The organism is Streptomyces sp. NPDC050560 (assembly GCF_044457285.1).
In the GTDB taxonomy this organism is placed as follows: Bacteria; Actinomycetota; Actinomycetes; order Streptomycetales; family Streptomycetaceae; genus Streptomyces.
This window is the reverse complement of the sequence record NZ_JBITGT010000014.1, coordinates 99,209-120,120: the sequence shown is the minus strand read 5'-3', so window position 1 is coordinate 120,120 and position 20,912 is coordinate 99,209. Positions and strand designations below refer to the sequence as shown.

Genomic DNA, 20,912 nt, shown 5'->3' with positions numbered 1-20,912 from the left:
CACCCGTGACATTCGAGGATCTGATTCCGGCCCCGCGCCGCGCCTGGCGGGTGCCCTCGGGCGAGGGCGCCTACCCGCTCGGCCCCGGCACCCCGCTGCACGCCGCCCCCGGCACCGAGTCCACCGCCCACTGGCTGCGCGCCACCCTCGGCGCCGCCACCGGGCTCCCGCTGCCCGAGGGCGGCAGCGACAGCGGCATCGTGCTCAGGATCGACCGGGCGCTCGCCCCCGAGGCGTACCGGCTCATCGTGGACGAGTACGCCGTCAGGATCGACGGCGGCGGCCCGGCCGGGGTCTTCTGGGGCGCCCAGACGCTGCGTCAACTGCTCGGCCCCGAGGCGTTCCGCCGCGCGCCGCTCGCGCCGGGGCGCTCCTGGAGCGTGCCCGCCGTCGTCGTCGAGGACGCGCCGCGCTTCGGCTGGCGCGGCATGATGCTGGACGTGGCGCGGCACTTCACGCCCAAGGAGGGCGTTCTGCGGTGGCTCGATCTGCTCGCCGCGCACAAGCTGAACGTCCTGCACTTCCACCTCACCGACGACCAGGGCTGGCGCATCGAGGTCGAGCGCCGCCCCAGGCTCACCTCGGCCGCCTCCTGGCGCCCCCGCAGCAAGGCGGGCCACCGCGCGTCCCCGCTGTGGGACGAGCGGCCGCACGGCGGCTACTACACCCACGACGACCTGCGCGAGATCGTCGCCTACGCGGCCGCGCGGCACATCACCGTGGTGCCCGAGATCGACATCCCGGGACACTCCCAGGCCGCCGTCTCCGCCTACCCGGAACTCGGCAACACCGACGTCGTGGACACCGCCGCGCTCGGGGTCTGGGACAACTGGGGCGTCAGCAAGCACATCCTGGCGCCCACCGAGGCCGTCCTGCGCTTCTACGAGGACGTGCTGGAGGAGGTGCTCGACATCTTCCCCTCCACCTTCGTCCACATCGGCGGCGACGAGTGCCCCAAGGACGAGTGGCGCGCCTCGCCCGCCGCACAGGCCCGCATGGCCGAACTCGGCCTCACCGACGAGGACCAGCTCCAGTCCTGGTTCATACGGCACTTCGACCGCTGGCTCGCCGACCGCGGCCGCCGCCTCATCGGCTGGGACGAGATCCTCCAGGGCGGCCTCGCGCCCGGCGCCGCGGTCTCCTCCTGGCGCGGCTACGGCGGCGGCGTCACCGCGGCGCGCGCGGGCCACGACGTCGTGATGTGCCCGGAGCAGCAGGTCTACCTCGACCACCGGCAGGACGGCGGCGACGACGAGCCGGTGCCGATCGGCTACGTGCGCACCCTGGAGGACGTCCACCGCTTCGACCCCGTGCCGCCGGGACTCACCCCCGAGGAGGCGTCCCGCATCCTGGGCACCCAGGCCAACGTGTGGACGGAGGTCATGGAGGATCAGGGCCGCGTCGACTACCAGGTGTTCCCGCGCCTCGTCGCGTTCGCCGAGGTCGCCTGGAGCACCCTGCCGCCGCCCGCCGAGCGCGACCACGAGGACTTCCTGCGGCGCATGACCGCGCACTACCGGCGCCTTGACGCACTCGGCGTGGCCTACCGCCCGCCCACCGGGCCCCTGCCCTGGCAGCGCCGCCCCGGCGTACTCGGCCGCCCCGTCGAGGGACCGCCCCCGACCGTGTGAGTCACGCTCCCCGCCCCCGCCCGGCCGCCGGAAGGGGCGGGGAGAAAGTCACACAAGCCCCGCCGAAATACGCCAACGCCCCCTGGCGGTCAAGCGGGCAGCAAACCGGCCCAACCACCGGCACCCCGGAGGAATGCCTCCTAGCGGACCCCTGTGCCGGGGCCCCGGGAAGATGTGCCAGAGTGGCCAACGTCCGGTCTGGAGGCACGTACCGTACGGCGCAGGTGGATCAGACGGGACAGCGGGAAGGGGCAGCCGGTTTGACCACGCACGCACCGCAGAAAGCGCTGAAGGCACCGACGGTGACACTGCCTGGCACGCTGGACGAAGCCGTGGCGGCACTCAACGCCATGCCCGCCGCCGTGCCGGTGGCGGGCGGCACCGACCTGATGGCCTCGGTCAACGCGGGCCTGCTGCGGCCCGCCGCGCTCGTCGGCCTCGGCCGGATCAGCGAGATCCGCGGCTGGCAGTACCAGGACGGGCACGCCCTGCTCGGCGCGGGCCTCACCCACGCCCGCATCGGCCGCCCCGACTTCGCCGCCCTGATCCCGGGCCTCGCCGCGGCCGCCCGCGCCGCGGGCCCCCCGCACATCCGCAACGCCGGCACCCTCGGCGGCAACATCGCGAGCGCCGCGCCCACCGGCGACACCCTGCCGGTGCTCGCCGCGCTGGAGGCCACCCTCGTGGTCGCGGGGCCCGAGGGCGACCGCAGAGAGGTCCCGGTGTCCCATCTCCTCGCCGGGATGGACCTGCTGCGCGGCGGGGAGGTCATCGGCTTCGTACGGGTGCCGCTGCTGCACGCCCCCCAGGTCTTCCTGAAGGCCACGGGCCGCACCGGACCCGGGCGCGCGGTGGCGTCCGTGGCGCTGGTGCTCGACCCCGCGCGCCGGGGCGTGCGGTGCGCCGTGGGCGCCGTCGCGCCGATGCCGCTGCGCCCCGTCGAGGCCGAGCAGTGGATCGCCTCGCTCATCGACTGGGACAGCGGGCGCACCGTGGTCCCCGAGGCGCCCGCGGCCTTCGGCGAGTACGTCGCGGCGGCCTGCATCCCCGATCCGGAACCCGCAGCCGACGGCTCCCCCCAGCAGTTGCCGCCCGGCGTCCTGCACCTGCGGCGCACGGTCGCCGCGCTGGCCCGACGAGCACTGGGGAGGGCGCTGTCGTGACCGACGACGAGCACGACGATCCTGGCACCGGCACCACGGGCGGCTGGCAGCCCACGCCCGGCGGCGACTACGACGCCGACGCCACCGCCTTCGTCAAGCTGCCCGAGCATCTGACCGGCGGCGACGACGAGATCCCGCTCGCCGCCCCGGGCCACGGCTACGTACCGCCGCAGATAACGGTCGCCCCGCTGCCCGACGGGTCGGCCGACCCCGCCTCCACCGGCGTCTGGCCGCTGCCGGGCGCCGCGGGGGGCGACGGCTGGGCCCCGGCGCGCCCCGAGGACGGCTACGGGTACGAGACGCGGACCGGCTGGTACCAGCCCCCGCAGGGCGACGCGCCCGCCGAGGGCGGCGACGGCACCGACGTGACCGGACAGTGGTCCATCCCCGTGGCCCGCGGCGACCTGCCGGAGGAGTCGGGGGAGTTCAGCGCGTCCGCGCTCGCGGAGCAGTGGGGCGGCACCCCGCCGCAGACCCTGCCGGGCGGCGCGCCCGCGCCCTGGGCGGCCGCACCGGGCGCCGCCGACACCGGCAGGGCCTGGGGCGGCGCGGGGCGCGAGGACCACGCCGCCCCCGGGCAGGGGCCCGCCGAGCACCGCCCGCAGGGCGCGCCCGAAGCCGAGGAACACCCCCTCGTGCGCCCGTACGCGCGCCTGCGCCCCGACGCGCCCGAGCGGCCGAGGCCCGACGACGGCGCACGCCAGGGCCCGGCGCCGCGGAACGCGCCCGGCGCCCGGCGCCCGGCGCCATACGCCCCTCGGGGTGCCGCCAGGCCCGGCCCCTACCCGCCGCCCGACACCCGCGCGCCGGGCGAACGGGCCCACCAGGGCCCCGGCTACCCGCCCGCCCCTGCGGAGCACGCCGAGACCCCGTACGACACCGGCGAGTCGTCCCCGTACGACACGGGCGAGCAGTCCCCCTACGACACCGGCGAGCAGTCCCCGTACGACTCCGGCGAACAGCCCCTGTACGGCGGCGGAAGAGCCCCCGCGCCCGGCGGCGAGGCGTACGGCACCGGTGTGCGCCCCGAGCCGCGCCCGGCGCCCGGCCCCTACGCCCACGAGCCCTATCCGCGCCGGGAGCGGGCGCCGCACCCGGGCGGGCCCGGGGCGTTCGAGCCCCAGATCCCGGGGGCGCGCGCGCCCCACCCGCGGGAGCACGCCGAGCAGTTCGCGCCGCCGCAGCAGCCGCCCGCCGTCGAGGAGTTCGCCGGAACCCGCGACCCGGAGCTTGAGCCCTTCGACGCCCCCGAGGACCCGGCGGCCGAGGGCGCCCCCGACGACACGGGCCAGGACGACGCCGCCCCCGAGGACCCCGCGGACAGCGGCCCCGAGACCGTCGAGCGGGACGCCGCCGACGCCCCACGGGACGGGGCGGACGCAGACGCCCCCGAGGCCCCCCGCGCCCCCGAGGCGCACGCGCTCGCCGACCCGTCCGTCACCCCCGAGGACGACGCCACCGCACCGCTGCCGTACGACGAACACCCGCTCCACTCCTACGTGCTGCGGGTCAACGGCACCGACCGGCCGGTGACCGGCGCCTGGATCGGCGAGTCCCTGCTGTACGTGCTGCGCGAGCGCCTCGGCCTCGCGGGCGCCAAGGACGGCTGCTCCCAGGGCGAGTGCGGCGCCTGCAACGTCAAGGTCGACGGCCGGCTCGTCGCGTCCTGCCTGGTCCCCGCGGCCACCGCGGCCGGCAGCGAGGTGCGCACCGTCGAGGGGCTCGCCGCCGCCGGCACCCCGTCCGATGTGCAGCGGGCGCTCGCCGGGTGCGGCGCCGTCCAGTGCGGGTTCTGTGTCCCGGGCATGGCCATGACCGTCCACGACCTGCTCGAAGGCAATCCCGACCCCACGGACCTGGAGGCCAGGCAGGCCCTCAGCGGCAACCTCTGCCGCTGTTCCGGCTACCGGGGCGTACTCGACGCGGTGCGCGAGGTGGTCGCGGGCCGCCAGGGCTCGGGCGACCCCGAGCCCGGGTACGGGCCGGACGGCGGCGAGGGGGCCGACGGCGCCGACGGCGAGGGGCGCTCGGCCCGGCCAAGACCCCGCCCGCGCCCGTCGCGCCCCGGCGGCACCGACCCCGCCCACACCGCCTTCGGCACCCCGCAGGACACCGCACGCCACGAGGACGACGGAGGCAGGGCGTGAGCAACGAGGCCCCGGCAGCCACCACCGCTGAGCCCCTGCCGCACGGCATCGGCTCCTCGCTGGCGCCCGAGGACGTCCGCACCAAGACCGAGGGCACCTTCCCCTACGCCGCCGACCTGTGGGCCGAGGGGCTGCTGTGGGCCGCCGTGCTGCGCTCCCCGCACCCGCACGCCGCGATCCTGTCCATCGACACCTCGGCCGCCCGCGGCATGCCGGGCGTACGGGCCGTCGTCACCCACGAGGACGTCCCCGGCACCCCCGCCCACGGCCGGCGCACCGCCGACCGCCCGGTGTTCGCCTCCGAGGTCGTGCGCCACCACGGCGAGCCCATCGCCGCCGTCGCCGCCGACCACCCCGACACCGCCCGCATGGCCGCCGCCGCCGTCGTCGTCGAGTACGAGGTACGGGAGCCCGTCACCGACCCCGAGCAGGCGTTCGAGGCCGAGCCGCTGCACCCCGACGGCAACCTGATCCGGCACATCCCGCTCTCCCACGGCGACCCCGAGGCCGCCGGGGAGACCGTCGTCGAGGGCCTGTACCGCATCGGCCGCCAGGACCCCGCCCCGATCGGCGCCGAGGCCGGGCTCGCCGTGCCGCGCCCGGACGGCGGCGTGGAGCTGTACATCGCCTCCACCGACCCGCACGGCGACCGCGACACCGCCGCCGCCTGCTTCGGGCTCACCGAGGACCAGGTCAAGGTCGTCGTCACCGGGGTGCCCGGCGCCACCTCCGACCGCGAGGACCCCGGCTTCCACCTGCCGCTCGGGCTGCTGGCGCTGCGCACCGGCTGCCCGGTGAAGCTCACCGCGACCCGCGAGGAGTCCTTCCTCGGCCACGTCCACCGCCACCCCACCCTGCTGCGCTACCGCCACCACGCCGACGCCGACGGCAGGCTCGTCAAGGTCGAGGCGCAGATCCTGCTGGACGCGGGCGCCTACGCGGACACCTCGTCCGACGCGCTCGCCGCGGCCGTCGCCTTCGCCTGCGGCCCCTACGTCGTGCCGCACGCCTTCATCGAGGGCTGGGCGGTGCGCACCAATAACCCGCCCTCGGGCCATATGCGCGGCGAGGGCGCCATGCAGGTGTGCGCCGCGTATGAGGCCCAGATGGACAAGCTGGCCCGCAAGCTCGGCCTCGACCCGGTGGAGCTGCGGCTGCGCAACGTCCTCGCGACCGGCGACACCCTGCCCACCGGGCAGACCGTGACCTGCCCCGCGCCCGTCGCCGAACTCCTCGCCGCGGTCCAGGACGCCGACCTGCCGACGCTGCCCAAGGACGCCCCCGAGGACCAGTGGCTGCTGCCGGGCGGCCCCGAGGGCGCGGGGGAGCCGGGGGCCGTGCGCCGGGGCGTCGGCTACGCGCTCGGCATGGTCCACATGCTCGGCGCCGAGGGCACCGACGAGGTCTCCACCGCCACCGTGCGGGTGCGCGACGGCGTCGCCACCGTCATCTGCGCCGCCGTCGAGACCGGGCAGGGCTTCACCACCCTGGCCCGGCAGATCGTCCAGGAGACCCTGGGCATCGACGAGGTGCACGTCGCGCCCGTGGACACCGACCAGCCGCCCGCGGGGCCCGGCTGCCGCGGCCGGCACACCTGGGTGTCGGGCGGCGCCGTGGAGCGCGCCGCGAAGATGGTGCGCACCCAGCTCCTCCAGCCGCTCGCCCACAAGTTCGGCATGTCCACCGAGCTGCTGGAGATCACCGACGGCAAGATCACCTCCTATGACGGGGTACTCTCCACGACGGTCACCGAGGCCATGGACGGCAAGGAGCTGTGGGCCACCGCCCAGTGCCGCCCGCACCCCACGGAACCCCTCGACGGGCACGGCCAGGGCGACGCGTTCGTCGGGCTCGCGTTCTGCGCGATCCGCGCCGTGGTGGACGTCGACATCGAACTCGGCTCGGTACGGGTGGTGGAGCTGGCCGTCGCGCAGGACGTCGGCCGCGTCCTCAACCCGGCCAGGCTCAGGGCCCGTATCGAGGCGGGCATCACCCAGGGCGTCGGCGCCGCGCTCACCGAGAACCTGCGCACCCCCCGCGGCCTGCTGCGCCACCCCGACCTCACCGGCTACACCCTGCCGACCGCGCTCGACACCCCCGACATCCGCCTCGTGCGGCTCGTCGAGGAGCGCGACGTGGTGGCCCCGTTCGGCGCCAAGTCGGTCAGCGCGGTCCCGGCGGTCACCGCCCCCGCGGCCATCGCCTCCGCGGTGCGCGCCGCCACCGGGCGCCCCGCGAACCGCCTCCCGATCCGCCCGCAGGCGGCGGTGGTCGTCCAGGGCGGCTGAGCACGCCGGGTCCGGGGCGGCCGGGCCCCGGGCGTACCTCGGTGAGCCGTCGCTGTGAGCCATCTCGCACCGGGCCACCACCCGGCCTGCTTCACCCGGTTGGGCCCCGCGGCGCCGGTAGGGTGGCTCGCCGTCCCCCGTCGTCGAGCCTGGACCAGCAAAGACCGTGACCACCACAAGCAGCCACTCGCACTCCCTCTCACCCGCCTTCCCGGGACGCGCGCCCTGGGGCACCGCGGGCAAGCTGCGTGCCTGGCAGCAGGGCGCGTTGGACCGCTACCTCCAGGAGCAGCCCCGCGACTTCCTCGCCGTCGCGACCCCCGGCGCGGGGAAGACCACGTTCGCGCTGACGCTGGCGTCCTGGCTGCTGCACCACCACGTGGTCAAGCAGGTCACCGTCGTCGCGCCGACCGAGCACCTGAAGAAGCAGTGGGCGGAGGCCGCCGCCCGCATAGGGATCAAGCTGGACCCTGATTACAGCGCGGGCCCGCTCAGCCGCGAGTACGACGGCGTGGCGCTGACGTACGCGGGCGTCGGGGTGCGCCCCATGCTGCACCGCAACCGGGTCGAGCAGCGCAAGACCCTGGTGATCCTCGACGAGATCCACCACGCGGGCGACAGCAAGTCCTGGGGCGAGGCGTGCCTTGAGGCGTTCGAGCCGGCCGCGCGCCGCCTCGCCCTCACCGGCACCCCGTTCCGCTCCGACACCAACCCGATCCCGTTCGTCGCGTACGAGGAGGGCAACGACGGCGTACGCCGCTCGGCCGCCGACTACACCTACGGCTACGGCAGCGCCCTCGGCGACGGCGTGGTGCGCCCCGTCATCTTCCTCAGCTACAGCGGCAGCATGCGCTGGCGCACCAAGGCGGGCGACGAGATCGAGGCCAGGCTCGGCGAGCCGATGACCAAGGACGCCGTGTCCCAGGCGTGGCGCACCGCGCTCGACCCGCGCGGCGACTGGATGCCGAATGTGCTGCGCGCCGCCGACCGGCGCCTCGGCGAGGTCCGCAAGTCCATCCCCGACGCCGGGGGCCTGGTCATCGCCTCCGACCAGGACTCCGCGCGCGCCTACGCCAAGTTGCTGCGCGAGATCACCGGGCACGGGGCCACCGTGGTGCTCTCCGACGACACCGGGTCCTCCGACCGCATCGACGAGTTCAGCCACGGCGACGGCCGCTGGATGGTCGCGGTGCGGATGGTGTCCGAGGGCGTCGACGTGCCCAGGCTCGCCGTCGGCGTCTACGCCACCACCATTTCCACGCCGCTCTTCTTCGCCCAGGCCGTCGGCCGTTTCGTACGGTCGAGGCGGCGCGGCGAGACCGCCTCGGTGTTCCTGCCGACGATTCCTGATCTCCTCGGTTTCGCCAATGAGATGGAAATCGAGCGGGACCATGTGCTCGACAAGCCGAAGAAGGACGGCGAGGAGGACCCGTACGCCGAGTCCGAGAAGGAAATGGCGGAGGCGAACCGCGAGGAGGACGAGGACACCGGGGAACAGGAGGAGTTCGCCTTCGAGGCGCTGGAGTCCGAGGCCGTCTTCGACCGGGTCCTGTACGACGGCGCCGAGTTCGGCATGCAGGCGCACCCCGGCAGCGACGAGGAGCAGGACTACCTCGGCATTCCTGGGCTGCTCGAACCGGACCAGGTGCAACTGCTGCTCCAGCGCCGCCAGGCCCGGCAGATCGCGCACAGCCGCAAGAAGCCGGCCGAGGAGGCCGACCTGCTCGAACTGCCCGCGGAGCGGCGCCCCGTGGTCACCCACAAGGAGCTGCTTGAGCTGCGCAAGCAGCTCAACACCCTGGTCGGCGCCTATGTCCACCAGAGCGGCAAGCCCCATGGCGTGATCCACAACGAGCTGCGCAGGGCCTGCGGCGGCCCGCCGAGCGCGGAGGCGACCGCGGGGCAGCTCCGACAGCGCATCGACAAGGTCCGGGAGTGGGCCACCCGCTCCCACTGACCCGCCCGCGCGACCGTACCTCCGCGTCCGCGCACCCGGTGTCGTATTCACGGGATTCCGTTTGTGAAGGCGGGCGAGCGGATTTCGGGAATTCGGTTTGTTTCTGTGGGATTCGCTCGGAGTCTGTGGAGAGCCTGTCATGGCCGAAGTTCGCCGGGGAAAACGGGGCAATACGGGGCGATGTCGAATGCGGGTGACCGGATTCTGGACCATGGCTTTCGCTGAGCGGACTTGGGTCGCTACTGTCCCGGCTATCTGAAAACGCCCCGTGGCGGCTCGTGGCCAGGGCGTGTCGAAGGACACGGCCCGGCGGCGGCGCGGCGGAGCGTGCCGGTGCCGATGCGGCCCAGGGGGAGCGGCGTACCCCCGTGCGGCCGTCTGCCGACCGGCGGCCCCGATGCCCGTCGCCGTGGGACCGGCGGCGGCGCCTGCGCACCGGGGGCCGCCGACCCCTCACGCGAAGGAGTGGGCGTCGTGACCGCGGAGACCTCCCAGACGCTCGATCGGGGACTGCGCGTCCTCAAACTGCTCGCCGACACCGATCACGGCCTGACCGTCACCGAGCTGTCCAACAAGCTCGGGGTGAACAGAACCGTCGTCTACCGGCTCCTCGCCACCCTGGAGCAGCACGCGCTGGTCCGCCGCGACCTCGGCGGCCGGGCCAGGGTCGGGCTCGGGGTGCTGCGCCTGGGGCGGCAGGTGCACCCGCTGGTGCGGGAGGCGGCGCTGCCCGCGCTGCGCTCGCTCGCCGAGGACATAGGGGCGACCGCCCATCTGACGCTGGTCGACGGCTCCGAGGCGCTGGCGGTCGCCGTCGTCGAGCCCACCTGGACCGACTACCACGTCGCCTACCGCACCGGCTTCCGGCACCCGCTCGACCGGGGCGCCGCGGGCCGGGCGATCCTCGCCGCCCGCCAGGGCGCGACGGCCGACCCCGGCTACACCCTCACCTTCGGCGAGCTGGAGACCGGCGCGAGCGGCGCGGCGGCGCCGCTGCTCGGGGTGACAGGCGTGGAGGGCAGCGTGGGGGTGGTGATGCTCTCCGACGCGGTGCCGGAACGGGTCGGCGCCCGGGTGATGGACGCGGCCCGCGAGGTCGCCGACGCCCTCAGATGAGGCCGCGGGCGGCACCGGGGGCGAAGTGTCCCCGGGGCGTCAAGATAGGTTTGGTGCGTGCTGTTCAAACTCGGGCGTCCCGCGCTCCTGGCCGTCTGCGCCGCCCCCGCCCTGGCGCTGGTGCTCGCCGCCGTGTTCGTACCGCTGCCGTTCTCCGTGGCGCAGCCGGGCCTCACCGCCGACGTGCTGGGCAGCAACAAGGGCACCCAGGTGATCACGATCAGCGGCGCGGACACCAGGAAGACCTCGGGGCAGTTGCGTATGACCACGATCGTGGCCACGAGCCCCGACGCGGACGTGTACCTCGGTGACATCATCGACGGCTGGTTCGACACCGGCCGCTCCGTGATGCCGCGTGACGCGGTCTACCCGAGCGGCGACTCCACCCAGGAGATCGAGAAGCACAACACCCGGGAGATGGAGCGTTCCCAGGACAGCGCCACCGCGGCCGCGCTCGGCTACCTCGGCAGGGACGGCGACGGCATCGAGGTCACGCTGAAACTGGCCGACGTGGGCGGCCCGAGCGCCGGGCTGCTCTTCTCGCTCGGCATCGTGGACAAGCTGGAGGGCGACGGCGACGGCGGCGACCTCACCGGGGGCCGCACCATCGCGGGCACCGGCACCATCGACGGTGCGGGGAAGGTCGGCGCGGTGGGCGGGGTGCAGATGAAGACCCAGGCCGCCCGCAGGGACGGCGCCACGGTCTTCCTGGTCCCGAGGGACGAGTGCGCGGACGCCGGGGCGGAGCTGCCGAAGGGCCTGAGACTGGTCCCGGTGACCACCCTCAAGGGCGCGGTGAGCGCGCTGCACGCCTTGCAGAAGGGCGGTTCGGTCCCGGCCTGCTAGGTCGTGTCTTCAAAAGCCCGTCTGGTCGGGGCGGCCCGGCACGCACGCTCGCCGCGTTGTCGTCGGTCGCCGACGCGCCGCGTCGACTCCCTCCTCCGCCTTGCGACCGCACGCACCGGACCACCCCGACCCCGCCCTCCAGGCGGACGACGCTCTTTTGAAGACACTCCCCAGCGCGCTCCCTCAGGGGCCCGCTCCTTCAGGGGGAGGCGGCGCGGGTCAGACCGCCGCAGGGCTGCCCGGCAGGGCGGGGAGCGGGCGGCGCGGGGTGGCGAGGCGCAGGCCGAGGCCGACAAGGGCCCAGCCCAGCTCGGTGCGCAGCCGGTGCCGGGGCCCCGCCGTGGCCGCCCGCCGGTACAGCTCGGCCGCGCGGGCGTGGTGCAGCATCAGATGGACGTCGGGGTGCATGGCGGGCCTCTCCTGTGGGTGCCGTGTGGGTCTGTGGGTGCGCGGCGAGGGGCGCGTAGGGCGGCGCGGGGCGCGGGGACGCTCAGGCGTCCGGGGGTGCGGTGCCGGGCCCCGGGGACCGGCTGTCGTCGGCGCCGGGGACCGGGCCCCGGGGGAACGCGTGGATGTGGAGGCGCACCTGCGCGGAGTCCGCGGGGGCGTCGGGGTCCGGCACCCGGTAGCTCTCGATGAGGTCGTGGATCTTCTCGCCCAGCTCCCGCGCCTGCCCGGCGGTGAGCCTCATGGTGAAGTCGCTGACGTCGCTCACCCGCTGCCAGGCGCGCGGCCACTCACCGCGGGAGCCGATCCAGGAGGACAGCTCTCTGGTGTGGGTGGCGGCCACCTCGTGCATGAAGAGGTCGGCGGCGCCGCGCACCGCCGGGTTGGAGTCGGTCAGCAGGGTGTCGTCGAACTGGGTCCCCTCCTCGACCGCCCGCCACCATCGCTCCCGGCCCTTGCCCTGCTCCGGCGCGTCCTCGACGAAGCCGTGCTCGGCGAGCTGGCGCAGGTGGTAGCTGGTGGCGCCGCTCGACTCGCCGAGCCGCGCGGCGAGCTGCGAGGCGGTGGCCGGGCCGTCGTGCCGCAGCGTGTTCAGCAACTCCATCCGCAGCGGGTGCGCGAGGCCGCGCAGCGAGCGGGCGTCGAGGGTGCGCAGCCTGCGCGGGGCGGCGGCGCCCGGGTCGCGGGCCGCCCCCGCCCCGCGGTTCGCGTCATCGTTCATGGCCCCAGCCTACGGCTTACAAAGAGACCTTTGCAAGGCTTCCTTTGCATCGAAGTCTTTGCAGCGGACCTTTTGCACAGAACCCTTTGCAAGCCGGACGGGAGCCGCCGGGGCATCGACCCGGCCGGAGCCGCCGGGCCTCCGCCCCACCGTTGTCGCCGGGGGCGTCAGCCCCCCTTCACGAACCCCTCCTTCTTCAGCCAGTCGAGCGCCACCTCGTGCGGGTCCTCACCGTCCACGTCGACCTTCGCGCTCAGCTCCTGCGCGACCTTGTTGGTGAGCTTCTTCGTGATCGGGTCGAGGACGTCCGCGATACCCGGGTACTTCTTCAGGGTGCTGGCGCGGATCTCGGGGGCCACGTTGTAGTTGGGGAAGAAGTGCTTGTCGTCGGCGAGCACCGTCAGATGCTGGGCCTGGATGCGGCCGTCGGTGGTGAAGACCTCGCCGAAGGTGCAGCGCCCCTGGGAGACCTGGGTGTAGACGACACCGCCGTCCATCTTCTGGATCTTGTTCGACGCCAGCTTCATCCCGTAGGCGCGCTGCATCCCGGGCAGCCCGTCCTCGCGCGCGGAGAACTCGCCCTCCACGCAGAGCGAGACCGCCCCCGGGTTCTTCTTGGCGAGCGCGGCCACGTCGGAGAGGGTCTTCGGCTTGTACTTGCGCAGGTTGGCCTGGTTGAGCGCCAGCGCGTACGTGTTGTTCAGCGAGGCGGGCGGCAGCCAGGCGATGCCCTTCTTCGCGTCCGCTTCCTTGACCACCTTCCACTGCTTGTCGGGGTCCGGCACCGGCTTCGCGTTGCCCTGGTAGGTGATCCAGGCGGTGCCCGTGTACTCGTACATGCCGTCCGCGTCGCCGTTCTCGACGGCGGCGCGCGCGCCGAACGAGCCCTGGATGCCGGTGCGGTCGACCACGTCGGCGCCCCCGGCCTCGAAGGCGATGCCCATGACGGCGCCGAGCACCAACTGCTCGGTGAACTCCTTGGACGCCACGGTCAGATGGGCGCCCTTCAGCGGCTCGCCTTGCCCGATGGAGCCGGGGCGTACCGCGTCCGCCATCGGGGAGCCGCTGGTCAGGCCGCAGCCCGCGAGCAGCGCCCCGCTCACCGCGACCGCGAGCGCGGCCCGTGTCCTCACCCCTCGCCGGGGTCGATAGATCCTCATGCCCGCACCTCCAACCCGCGTGGCCGCAGCAACAGTTCGGCGAGCGACGCCAGCCAGTCCACCATCAGCGCCAGGCTGATCGTCAGCACCGAGCCGAGGATCAGCACCGGCATCCGGTGGTTGGTGATGCCCGCGCTGATCAGGTCGCCGAGGCCGCCGCCCCCGCCGAAGGTGGCCAGCGTCGCCGTGCCCACGTTCAGTACGAGCGCGGTGCGCACCCCGGCCAGGATCAGCGGCACCGCGAGCGGCAGCTCCACTCGGCCGAGCACCGCGAACTGCGACATCCCGATGCCGCGCGCCGCGTCCAGCAGTGTCGGATCGTTTCCTCGCAGGCCCGTGATGGTGTTGGACAGCACGGGGAGCACCGCGTAGATGATGATCCCGATCAGCGCCGCCTTCATGCCGACGCCCATCCAGATCACCAGCAGCGCCAGCAGCCCGATGGACGGCGTGGCCTGCCCGATGTTGGCGAGCGCCATCGCCAGCGGGGCGGCCCTGCGCGCCCCGGGCCTGGTCAGCAGGATGCCCAGCGGGATCGCGATGATGAGCACGAAGAACGTGGAGATGCCGGTCAGTTCGACGTGCTGCCACAGCCTGACCCACATATTGCCGTTGGCCAGCGAGTTGCGGGAGACGGCGTCGAGGTCGGCGCCCTGGTACCAGATCCAGGTGGCCAGCAGGATCAGGCCCACGAAGCCGGGCAGCAGCGCCAGCTTCGGCCAGGTGATCCTGGCCGGCTCCCGGGCCGCGGCCCGCGCGGTCGGCGGCGCCTCCTGCGCGGCCTCGCCCGAGTCGCGGAACGCCCGGCCCTTGACGTCGTGCTCGCCCGCCGTGCGCTCGTCCTCACCTCTTATGGCGCTGCCGCCCCGGCCCTCCGCGGGCGGCCCAGGGGCACGGCTCGACGGGCTCATGACGATCCCTCCCCGAAGCCGCCCTCCTGGGCCAGTTCGGTGCGCGACCTGCGGCTCTCGGCCAGCTCGTGCTGGTTCTCCAGCGCGTCGAGCCGGTCCTCCTCCAGCAGTTCGTGGACGGAGTTCATCAGCGTCTCCATGTCCACGACGCCCTCGTACTCGCCGCGCCGCCCGGTGACCGCGACCCGGCCCGCGTTGTCGGTGAGCACCGCCTCCAGCGCGTCGCGCAGGGTGGCGTCCCGGGTGACCGTGTCGTGCACCAGCGTCCCGGCGCGGGCGAGCGAGCCCTTGGCGAGCGTGAGGTCCCCACGGCGCAGCCACTTATACGGGCGCCGTTTCCGGTCGAGCAGCAGAAGCTCGTTGGTCTTCTCCGAACGCAACCGGTCGAAGATGTGCTGAAGCGGATCGTCGAGGCTCACCGTCGGATAGTCGGTGATCCCCACGTCCCGCACCCGGGTCAGGTTCAGCCGCTTCAGCGCGGCGCCCGCGCCCACGAAGCCGGAGACGAAGTCGTCGGCGGGGTGGGTGAGGATCGCCTCCGGGGTGTCGAACTGGGCGATGTGGGACTGCTCCCTGAGCACCGCGATACGGTCGCCCAGCTTGATCGCCTCGTCGAAGTCATGGGTGACGAAGACGATCGTCTTGTGCAGTTCGTGCTGGAGCCTGATCAGTTCGTCCTGGAGATGGTCGCGGGTGATCGGGTCGACGGCGCCGAACGGCTCGTCCATCAGCAGCACCGGGGGATCGGCCGCCAGGGCCCGCGCCACCCCGACGCGCTGCTGCTGCCCGCCGGAGAGCTGGCGCGGATAGCGCCCGCGGAACTCGCCGGGGTCGAGCCCCACCAGGTCGAGCATCTCCGCGACCCGCTCCTTGGTACGGGACTTGGACCAGCCCACCATCCTCGGCACGAGCGCGATGTTCTGCGCCACCGTCATGTGCGGGAAGAGGCCCGAGGACTGGATCGCGTACCCGACCTTGCGGCGCAGCCGCACCGGGTCCATCCGGGTCACGTCCTCGCCGTTGATGGTGATACGGCCCGACGTCGGCTCGATCAGCCGGTTGATCATCCGCAGCGTGGTGGACTTTCCGCAGCCCGAGGGCCCGACCAGGATGACGATCTCCCCGGCCGCGATCTCCATGCTGACGTTGTCCACGGCGGCCGTGCCGCTGCCCGGGTAGCGCTTGGTCAGGCCCTCCAGTTCGATGGTGGCGCCGGTCGTCGTCCGGTCGGGGGCCGGCTGCCCGCCCGCCGCGGGCTCGCCTGTGGTCGTGGTCGGAGTGTCAGGCACGAATCCCCCTCGGAATGGTCAGCCGCCCGATCAGGACATAGGCGGCATCGAACAGAAGTGCGAGCACGATGATCCCGAGCGTGCCGGAGAGCACCTGGTTGAGCGCGTTCTTGCTGCCCAGCGAGGCGATGCCGCGGAAGATCTCGTTGCCGAGACCGGGCCCGGAGGCGAACGCGGCGATGGCGGCGATGCCCATCAGCATCTGGGTGGAGACCCGGATGCCGGTGAGGATCGCGGGCCAGGCGAGCGGCAGCTCCACCCGCAGCAGCCGGGCGAGGCGTGACATCCCCATGCCGTTGGCCGCGTCCACGAGCGCCGGGTCGACCCCGCGCAGACCCACGATCGAGTTGCGCACGATCGGCAGCAGCCCGTAGAGCACCAGGGTGATGACGGTCGGCGCCACCCCGAGCCCCGCGATCGGGATCAGCAGGCCGATCAGGGCGAGCGAGGGGATCGTCATGATGGTCGAGGTGGCGGTCGTCGCCAGACTGCCCGCCCACTCGCTGCGGTACGTGGCGACCCCGATCAGTACACCGATCAGCGTCGCCGCGACCATGCACTGGAAGACGGCCGACGCGTGTTGCCCCGCGTCGGCGAGAAGTTGCTGGTGGCGGCCCACCAGATAGTCCCAGAAGTTCAATCCGCGTCATCTCCTCAGTGGTTCCGGCCGCCCGAGCCGGATGCTCGGCCGCGTGCCGGACGTGGGTGCGTACGGGTGAAGGACAGGTAAGGACGGGTGGCGGGTGGCGTGCGGGTGGCTCGCCGTACGGGTGCGGGGTGGTGGGGAGGTGCCGCCGGGTGGTGGGGGGTCGGGGGGCGGCCGACGATGTGGGGGGAACGAAGGGGGCGTACGGGGGTGACGCTGCGTGTGGGCCGGTGGCGCGGGAATGTCCCCCGTGGGGATCACGGTGAAAAGTGTGAATGTACGGAGTTTCGGTCCGGGAAACGAGCCCTTACGCACTCCCACCGATCGCGCGCGGCCGGGAGCCGGGGCGTCACGGGTCCTGGGACGCCTGCTCCACGAGCGGGATGATCCGCAGCGGCACCGGGTTCTCCATCACGATCGCGGTGGCGGCGCGCACGATCCCGTCGAAGCCGACGACCAGGTCGATGACCCGCTGGAGGTCCGCGTTGGAGCGCGCCACCAGACGGCAGAGCATGTCGCCGCTGCCGGTCGTGGTGTGCAGTTCCAGCACCTCGGGGACGGTCGCGAGGTGCTCGCGCACCTGGCCGCCCATGCCCTGCCTGATCTCCAGCGTGGCGAACGCGGTCACGGGGTAGCCGAGTGCCGCGGGGTCGACCTGGGGGCCGAAGCCGCGGATCACCCCGGTGGCCCTGAGCCGGTCCAGCCTGGCCTGGACGGTGCCACGGGCCACCCCGAGCCGGCGGGACGCCTCAAGCACGCCGATCCGGGGCTCACGGGCGAGCAGCACGATGAGCCTGCCGTCGAGGCGATCGATCGCCACACCGCCTCCAAGGTGGTCATACTGCACAGATCGCCCGCTGACCAGGCACCTCCGATATACATACTGCCCAGCGAAATCGCAAACAATTGCGCACCTTGCCGGGCGGCGCGAACCTTCGTACATGGCAACCACCTCAGCGCACCCGCAGGACACCCCCGCCACCGCGCGACAGGCCGACCCCTTCCCGGTGAACGGCATGGACGCGGTCGTCTTCGCGGTGGGCAACGCCAAACAGGCGGCCCACTACTACGCGTCCGCGTTCGGCATGAAGCTCGTCGCCTACGCGGGTCCCGAGAACGGCAGCCGGGAACTGGCGACGTACGTGCTGGAGAGCGGCTCGGCCCGGTTCGTGCTCACCTCCGTGATCAAGGCGGCGAGCGAGTGGGGCCGTTTCCTCGCCCAGCACGTCGCGGAGCACGGCGACGGCGTCGTCGACCTGGCCATCGAGGTCCCCGACGCCAGGAAGGCGTACGCCTACGCCGTCGAGCACGGCGCGCGCGGGCTCGCGGAGCCGTACGAGACCAGGGACGAGCACGGCACCGTGGTGCTCGCCGCCATCGCCACCTACGGCACCACCCGGCACACGCTCGTCGAGCGCCGCCACTACGACGGCCCCTACCTGCCCGGCTTCACCGCCGCGGAACCGATCGTCGCGCCCCCGGCCCGCCGCACCTTCCAGGCCGTCGACCACTGCGTGGGCAACGTGGAACTCGGCCGGATGAACGAGTGGGTGGAGTTCTACAACAAGGTCATGGGCTTCACCAACATGAAGGAGTTCGTCGGCGACGACATCGCCACCGAGTACAGCGCGCTGATGTCGAAGGTGGTCGCCGACGGCACCCTCAAGGTCAAGTTCCCCATCAACGAGCCCGCGGAGGGCAAGAAGAAGTCCCAGATCGACGAGTACCTGGAGTTCTACGGCAGCGCGGGCGTCCAGCACATCGCCCTCGCCACCAACGACATCGTCACCACGGTGCGCACCATGCGCGCGTCCGGCGTGCAGTTCCTCGACACCCCGGACTCGTACTACGACACGCTGGGGGAGTGGGTCGGCGACACCAGGGTGCCGATCGACACCCTGCGCGAGCTGAAGATCCTCGCCGACCGCGACGAGGACGGCTACCTGCTCCAGATCTTCACCAAGCCGGTCCAGGACCGTCCCACCGTGTTCTTCGAGCTGATCGAGCGGCACGGCTCGATGGGCTTCGGCAAGGGCAACTTCAAGGCCCTCTTCGAGGCCATCGAGCGCGAGCAGGAGCGCCGCGGCAACCTCTGAGCGTGCCGCCCGGAGCGGGGGCGCGGCGCACCCGCGACCGCTGCGGCCCGGGATGTCCCCCGGGCGCCGCACCCCGCTCCACGACGACGTACTGCCGCGGCAGTGTGACCCGACCTACGCCCACGGCCCCTCGGAAACATGGCGCGTGAGCAACTCGGTGAGGGCCGTGTCGATACCGAGTCGCTCACCCTCAGAGCCCGGCGGTACCACCCTGAGGGTCCGCTCCAGCCATGCCGAGAGCGCCACCGCGGGGGCGGAGAGCAGTGCCTCCCCCTCGGGCGAACTCAGCGCCATCAGCACCACGTCGCGGCCCTCCGACCGCGAGGGCCACACCCTGACGTCCCCCTGGCCGCTCGGCCTGAACACCCCTTCGATCAGCAGGTCTCGGGCGAACGTCCAGCTCACGGGGGTGTCGGTGCCCACGTGGAAGGTGATGCGCACCGCGCACGGATCATCCGTGCGGTACAGCAGTTTCGCCGGTACCGGGATGCTCTGGTCCGGTGAAAGGATCAGCAGCAACTCGATCTCGCGTTCCACCACGGAGTACATGGCGTCTTCCTCTCTTTTCCGTTGTTCCCGCTCACGGACCCGGCGGTGGGGCCCGTACCGGGAGCGAGGGCGTCAACGGCCCGGCGTTACGCGAGTCGGCGGAATTTTTTTCCCGGGTGCCGCGAAGGCCCCGCAACGGGCGGCGCGGGGACGGTCACCGAGGGGTGCGCGGCGGTGTCCGAGGGGCACGGACGCTCCGGCGGGTCTGATAGATGTGGGACCCTCAGAAAAATCCCCCGAGCAGATACGGGATGACGGACATGAGCGCCCCAACTCCGGCCCCCGGCGACGAAAGCCCCCGCGAGGGCTACTACCCGGACCCGTCCATCCCCGGGTATGTCCGCTACTGGAACGGCGCCACCTGGGTGCCGGGCACCAGCCGCCCGGCGCCGGGCCCCGGCGAGACGCTGTCGCCGCCGCCCGGCGTCGCCCCCGCCCCCGCTCCGCCGCCGCACATGCCGCCGCCCGCGGCCGAGGAGACGGGCCCCCTGTTCCTCGACGGGCAGGACCCCGGCCCGGCGCCGCAGCCCCAGGACCCGGCCCCCGCGCAACAGTCCGCCGAGCAGCCCCCGGTCGGGCAACCGGCCGACGCCTCCGGCGCGCAGGAGCCCGCCGCTCCCTGGAGCGCGCGCCCCGGCGCCGACCCCCGGCAGCCGGGCGCCCCCGCGCCCGCCCCGGTGCACGCGGGCGAGCCCGAGGGCACGGTCACCATCCGCAGGGTCCCCGCCGAGGCCGCGGAGCCCGCGGGCCCGCCGGTGAGCGACGGCACCGTCACCATCCGCCGCGTGGGCGAGGAACCGCCCGGCGCCCGGCGGCCCACGGCGGGCGCCGGGGACGAGCCCGCGACCGACGGCACCGTCACCTTCCGCAGGCCGGGCCCGGGTGGCGCGGGCGCCGACTCCGCCGACGACGGCACCATGACGATCCGCACCGGGCGCGGCGGCCCGCCCGCGGCCCCGCCGGGTGGCGGCGACCAGGCCGCGCCCCCCGGCGACAACCGCATCCCCCAGCAGTCCGCGGGGCAGTTCGGCGCGCCCGCGGCCCCGCAGATCCCCGGCCAGTCGGGCCCCGGCGCCGCACCGCCCGCGGGCTACGGCTATCCGGTCGCCACCACCGCGGCCCAGCCGCCCGCCGGGCCCGCGGCCCCCGGCTACGGCTACCCGGCGGGGCCCCCGCAGGGCGGCCAGGCACCGGCCGGCTACGGCTACCCGGCACCGCCCCAGGGCGGCGGGCCCCCGGCCTCCGGGGGGTACGGCTACCCGGGCGGTTCCGCGTCCGGCGCGCCCGGCGGCTACGGCTATCCGGCGGGTCACGGCGGGGCCGTGCCCCAGCAGGGCGGCGGGGGCTGGGCGGGCGACGTGCGGCGGCTCGCGCAGCCGGGCGCCGACGAGCCGGTGGTGCCGTGGAAGCCGCCGGTGGTCGACCCGTTCCAGGCGGCGGCGCAGGCCCAGGCCGCGGCGCGGCCCGCGGGGCTCGGCAGGCGCTTCGCGGCCCGGCTGATCGACACGGTGGTCGTCGGCGCCGTCACCACCGCCGCGGCGGTGCCGCTGTACACCAGGGGCAGCGACCACGTACACGGCAAGATCGACACCGCCAAGCTCACCGGACGCACCGTCAAGGTCTGGGTCCTCGACGGCACCACGGGCGGCTACCTCGCCGCGGTGCTCGCGGTGCTGGTGGTCGTCGGGGTGCTGTACGAGGTGCTGCCGACCGCCAAGTGGGGCCGCACCCTGGGCAAGAGGCTCCTCGGGCTCGGCGTGCGCGACATCGAGGGGTACGAGCCCCCGTCGCTGGGCGGGGCGCTACGGCGCTGGCTGGTGCTGTGGGTGCCGAGCCTGCTGGTGGTCGGGCTGCTCGGGCTGCTCTGGTGCGTCGTCGACCGGCCGTGGCGGCAGTGCTGGCACGACAAGGCCGCGGGCACGTTCGTGGCCGGTTCCTGACCCGC

General features: G+C 73.8%; 17 protein-coding genes. 9 read left to right on the top strand and 8 right to left on the bottom strand.

Features of this window, described 5'->3' with window-relative positions; genetic code table 11:
* The first annotated feature begins 5 nt into the window (after positions 1–5).
* The 7 genes from ACIBIW_RS28965 (at position 6) to ACIBIW_RS28935 (ending at position 11,148) form a co-directional block, all read left to right on the top strand.
* Positions 6–1,631, top strand: coding sequence for a beta-N-acetylhexosaminidase (locus ACIBIW_RS28965; RefSeq protein ID WP_399340143.1), 1,626 nt, complete (start codon positions 6–8; stop codon positions 1,629–1,631).
* A gap of 260 nt (positions 1,632–1,891) precedes the next feature.
* Entirely contained in the window at positions 1,892–2,794 is a 903-nt protein-coding gene (locus ACIBIW_RS28960) for an FAD binding domain-containing protein (protein ID WP_399340142.1), read from the top strand.
* On the top strand, positions 2,791–4,941 hold the full coding sequence (locus ACIBIW_RS28955) for a 2Fe-2S iron-sulfur cluster-binding protein (protein WP_399340140.1): 2,151 nt from the start codon (positions 2,791–2,793) through the stop codon (positions 4,939–4,941). Before ACIBIW_RS28960 ends, ACIBIW_RS28955 begins: the two co-directional genes overlap by 4 nt.
* On the top strand, positions 4,938–7,229 hold the full coding sequence (locus ACIBIW_RS28950) for a xanthine dehydrogenase family protein molybdopterin-binding subunit (protein ID WP_399340139.1): 2,292 nt from the start codon (positions 4,938–4,940) through the stop codon (positions 7,227–7,229). The genes ACIBIW_RS28955 and ACIBIW_RS28950 overlap by 4 nt, the downstream gene beginning before the upstream one ends.
* Positions 7,230–7,395: 166 nt before the next feature.
* On the top strand, positions 7,396–9,186 hold the full coding sequence (locus tag ACIBIW_RS28945) for a DEAD/DEAH box helicase (RefSeq protein ID WP_399340137.1): 1,791 nt from the start codon (positions 7,396–7,398) through the stop codon (positions 9,184–9,186).
* A gap of 474 nt (positions 9,187–9,660) precedes the next feature.
* Entirely contained in the window at positions 9,661–10,302 is a 642-nt protein-coding gene (locus tag ACIBIW_RS28940; protein ID WP_399340135.1) for an IclR family transcriptional regulator, read from the top strand.
* A gap of 57 nt (positions 10,303–10,359) precedes the next feature.
* Positions 10,360–11,148, top strand: coding sequence for a S16 family serine protease (locus ACIBIW_RS28935; RefSeq protein ID WP_399340134.1), 789 nt, complete (start codon positions 10,360–10,362; stop codon positions 11,146–11,148).
* A 219-nt stretch (positions 11,149–11,367) separates the two neighbouring features.
* On the opposite strand, the gene ACIBIW_RS28930 is transcribed toward ACIBIW_RS28935, so the two are convergent.
* The 7 genes from ACIBIW_RS28930 to ACIBIW_RS28900 form a co-directional block, all read right to left on the bottom strand.
* Complete coding sequence (locus tag ACIBIW_RS28930; RefSeq protein ID WP_399340133.1) at positions 11,368–11,556, bottom strand: hypothetical protein; 189 nt, start codon at positions 11,554–11,556, stop codon at positions 11,368–11,370.
* Between the two features lie 82 nt (positions 11,557–11,638).
* Positions 11,639–12,316 carry an ArsR/SmtB family transcription factor gene (locus ACIBIW_RS28925; RefSeq protein ID WP_399340131.1) on the bottom strand — a complete coding sequence of 226 codons (678 nt, stop codon included), beginning with the start codon at positions 12,314–12,316 and terminating at the stop codon, positions 11,639–11,641.
* Positions 12,317–12,483: 167 nt separating this feature from the next.
* Positions 12,484–13,476 carry a glycine betaine ABC transporter substrate-binding protein gene (locus tag ACIBIW_RS28920; RefSeq protein WP_399340130.1) on the bottom strand — a complete coding sequence of 331 codons (993 nt, stop codon included), beginning with the start codon at positions 13,474–13,476 and terminating at the stop codon, positions 12,484–12,486.
* Positions 13,473–14,387 carry an ABC transporter permease gene (locus ACIBIW_RS28915; protein ID WP_399340129.1) on the bottom strand — a complete coding sequence of 305 codons (915 nt, stop codon included), beginning with the start codon at positions 14,385–14,387 and terminating at the stop codon, positions 13,473–13,475. The genes ACIBIW_RS28920 and ACIBIW_RS28915 overlap by 4 nt, the downstream gene beginning before the upstream one ends.
* On the bottom strand, positions 14,384–15,676 hold the full coding sequence (locus ACIBIW_RS28910; RefSeq protein ID WP_399340127.1) for an ABC transporter ATP-binding protein: 1,293 nt from the start codon (positions 15,674–15,676) through the stop codon (positions 14,384–14,386). Before ACIBIW_RS28910 ends, ACIBIW_RS28915 begins: the two co-directional genes overlap by 4 nt.
* Positions 15,669–16,316, bottom strand: a complete 648-nt coding sequence (locus ACIBIW_RS28905) for an ABC transporter permease (RefSeq protein ID WP_399340125.1) — start codon at positions 16,314–16,316, stop codon at positions 15,669–15,671. Before ACIBIW_RS28905 ends, ACIBIW_RS28910 begins: the two co-directional genes overlap by 8 nt.
* A gap of 355 nt (positions 16,317–16,671) precedes the next feature.
* Positions 16,672–17,142: an Lrp/AsnC family transcriptional regulator gene (locus tag ACIBIW_RS28900; RefSeq protein WP_399340123.1), complete on the bottom strand. Its 471-nt coding sequence runs from the start codon at positions 17,140–17,142 to the stop codon at positions 16,672–16,674.
* Positions 17,143–17,263: 121 nt separating this feature from the next.
* Here ACIBIW_RS28900 and hppD point away from each other — a divergent pair, with 121 nt between their 5' ends.
* Positions 17,264–18,418, top strand: coding sequence for a 4-hydroxyphenylpyruvate dioxygenase (hppD, locus tag ACIBIW_RS28895; RefSeq protein ID WP_399340121.1), 1,155 nt, complete (start codon positions 17,264–17,266; stop codon positions 18,416–18,418).
* 114 nt (positions 18,419–18,532) lie between these two features.
* On the opposite strand, the gene ACIBIW_RS28890 is transcribed toward hppD, so the two are convergent.
* Positions 18,533–18,967, bottom strand: coding sequence for an SsgA family sporulation/cell division regulator (locus ACIBIW_RS28890; protein ID WP_399340120.1), 435 nt, complete (start codon positions 18,965–18,967; stop codon positions 18,533–18,535).
* A 260-nt stretch (positions 18,968–19,227) separates the two neighbouring features.
* Here ACIBIW_RS28890 and ACIBIW_RS28885 point away from each other — a divergent pair, with 260 nt between their 5' ends.
* The gene (locus ACIBIW_RS28885; protein WP_399340118.1) at positions 19,228–20,907 is read left to right on the top strand and encodes an RDD family protein; all 1,680 of its coding nucleotides are present in this window, start codon (positions 19,228–19,230) and stop codon (positions 20,905–20,907) included.
* Positions 20,908–20,912: the final 5 nt, after the last annotated feature.

Excerpts from the sequence above, each read along its gene's own strand:
- ACIBIW_RS28930 (WP_399340133.1), bottom strand. The coding sequence starts at position 11,556 with ATGCACCCCGACGTCCATCTGATGCTGCACCACGCCCGCGCGGCCGAG.
- ACIBIW_RS28920 (WP_399340130.1), bottom strand. The coding sequence starts at position 13,476 with ATGAGGATCTATCGACCCCGGCGAGGGGTGAGGACACGGGCCGCGCTC.
- ACIBIW_RS28915 (WP_399340129.1), bottom strand. The coding sequence starts at position 14,387 with ATGAGCCCGTCGAGCCGTGCCCCTGGGCCGCCCGCGGAGGGCCGGGGC.
- ACIBIW_RS28890 (WP_399340120.1), bottom strand. The coding sequence starts at position 18,967 with ATGTACTCCGTGGTGGAACGCGAGATCGAGTTGCTGCTGATCCTTTCA.
- ACIBIW_RS28925 (WP_399340131.1), bottom strand. The coding sequence starts at position 12,316 with ATGAACGATGACGCGAACCGCGGGGCGGGGGCGGCCCGCGACCCGGGC.
- ACIBIW_RS28885 (WP_399340118.1), top strand. The coding sequence starts at position 19,228 with ATGAGCGCCCCAACTCCGGCCCCCGGCGACGAAAGCCCCCGCGAGGGC.
- hppD (WP_399340121.1), top strand. The coding sequence starts at position 17,264 with ATGGCAACCACCTCAGCGCACCCGCAGGACACCCCCGCCACCGCGCGA.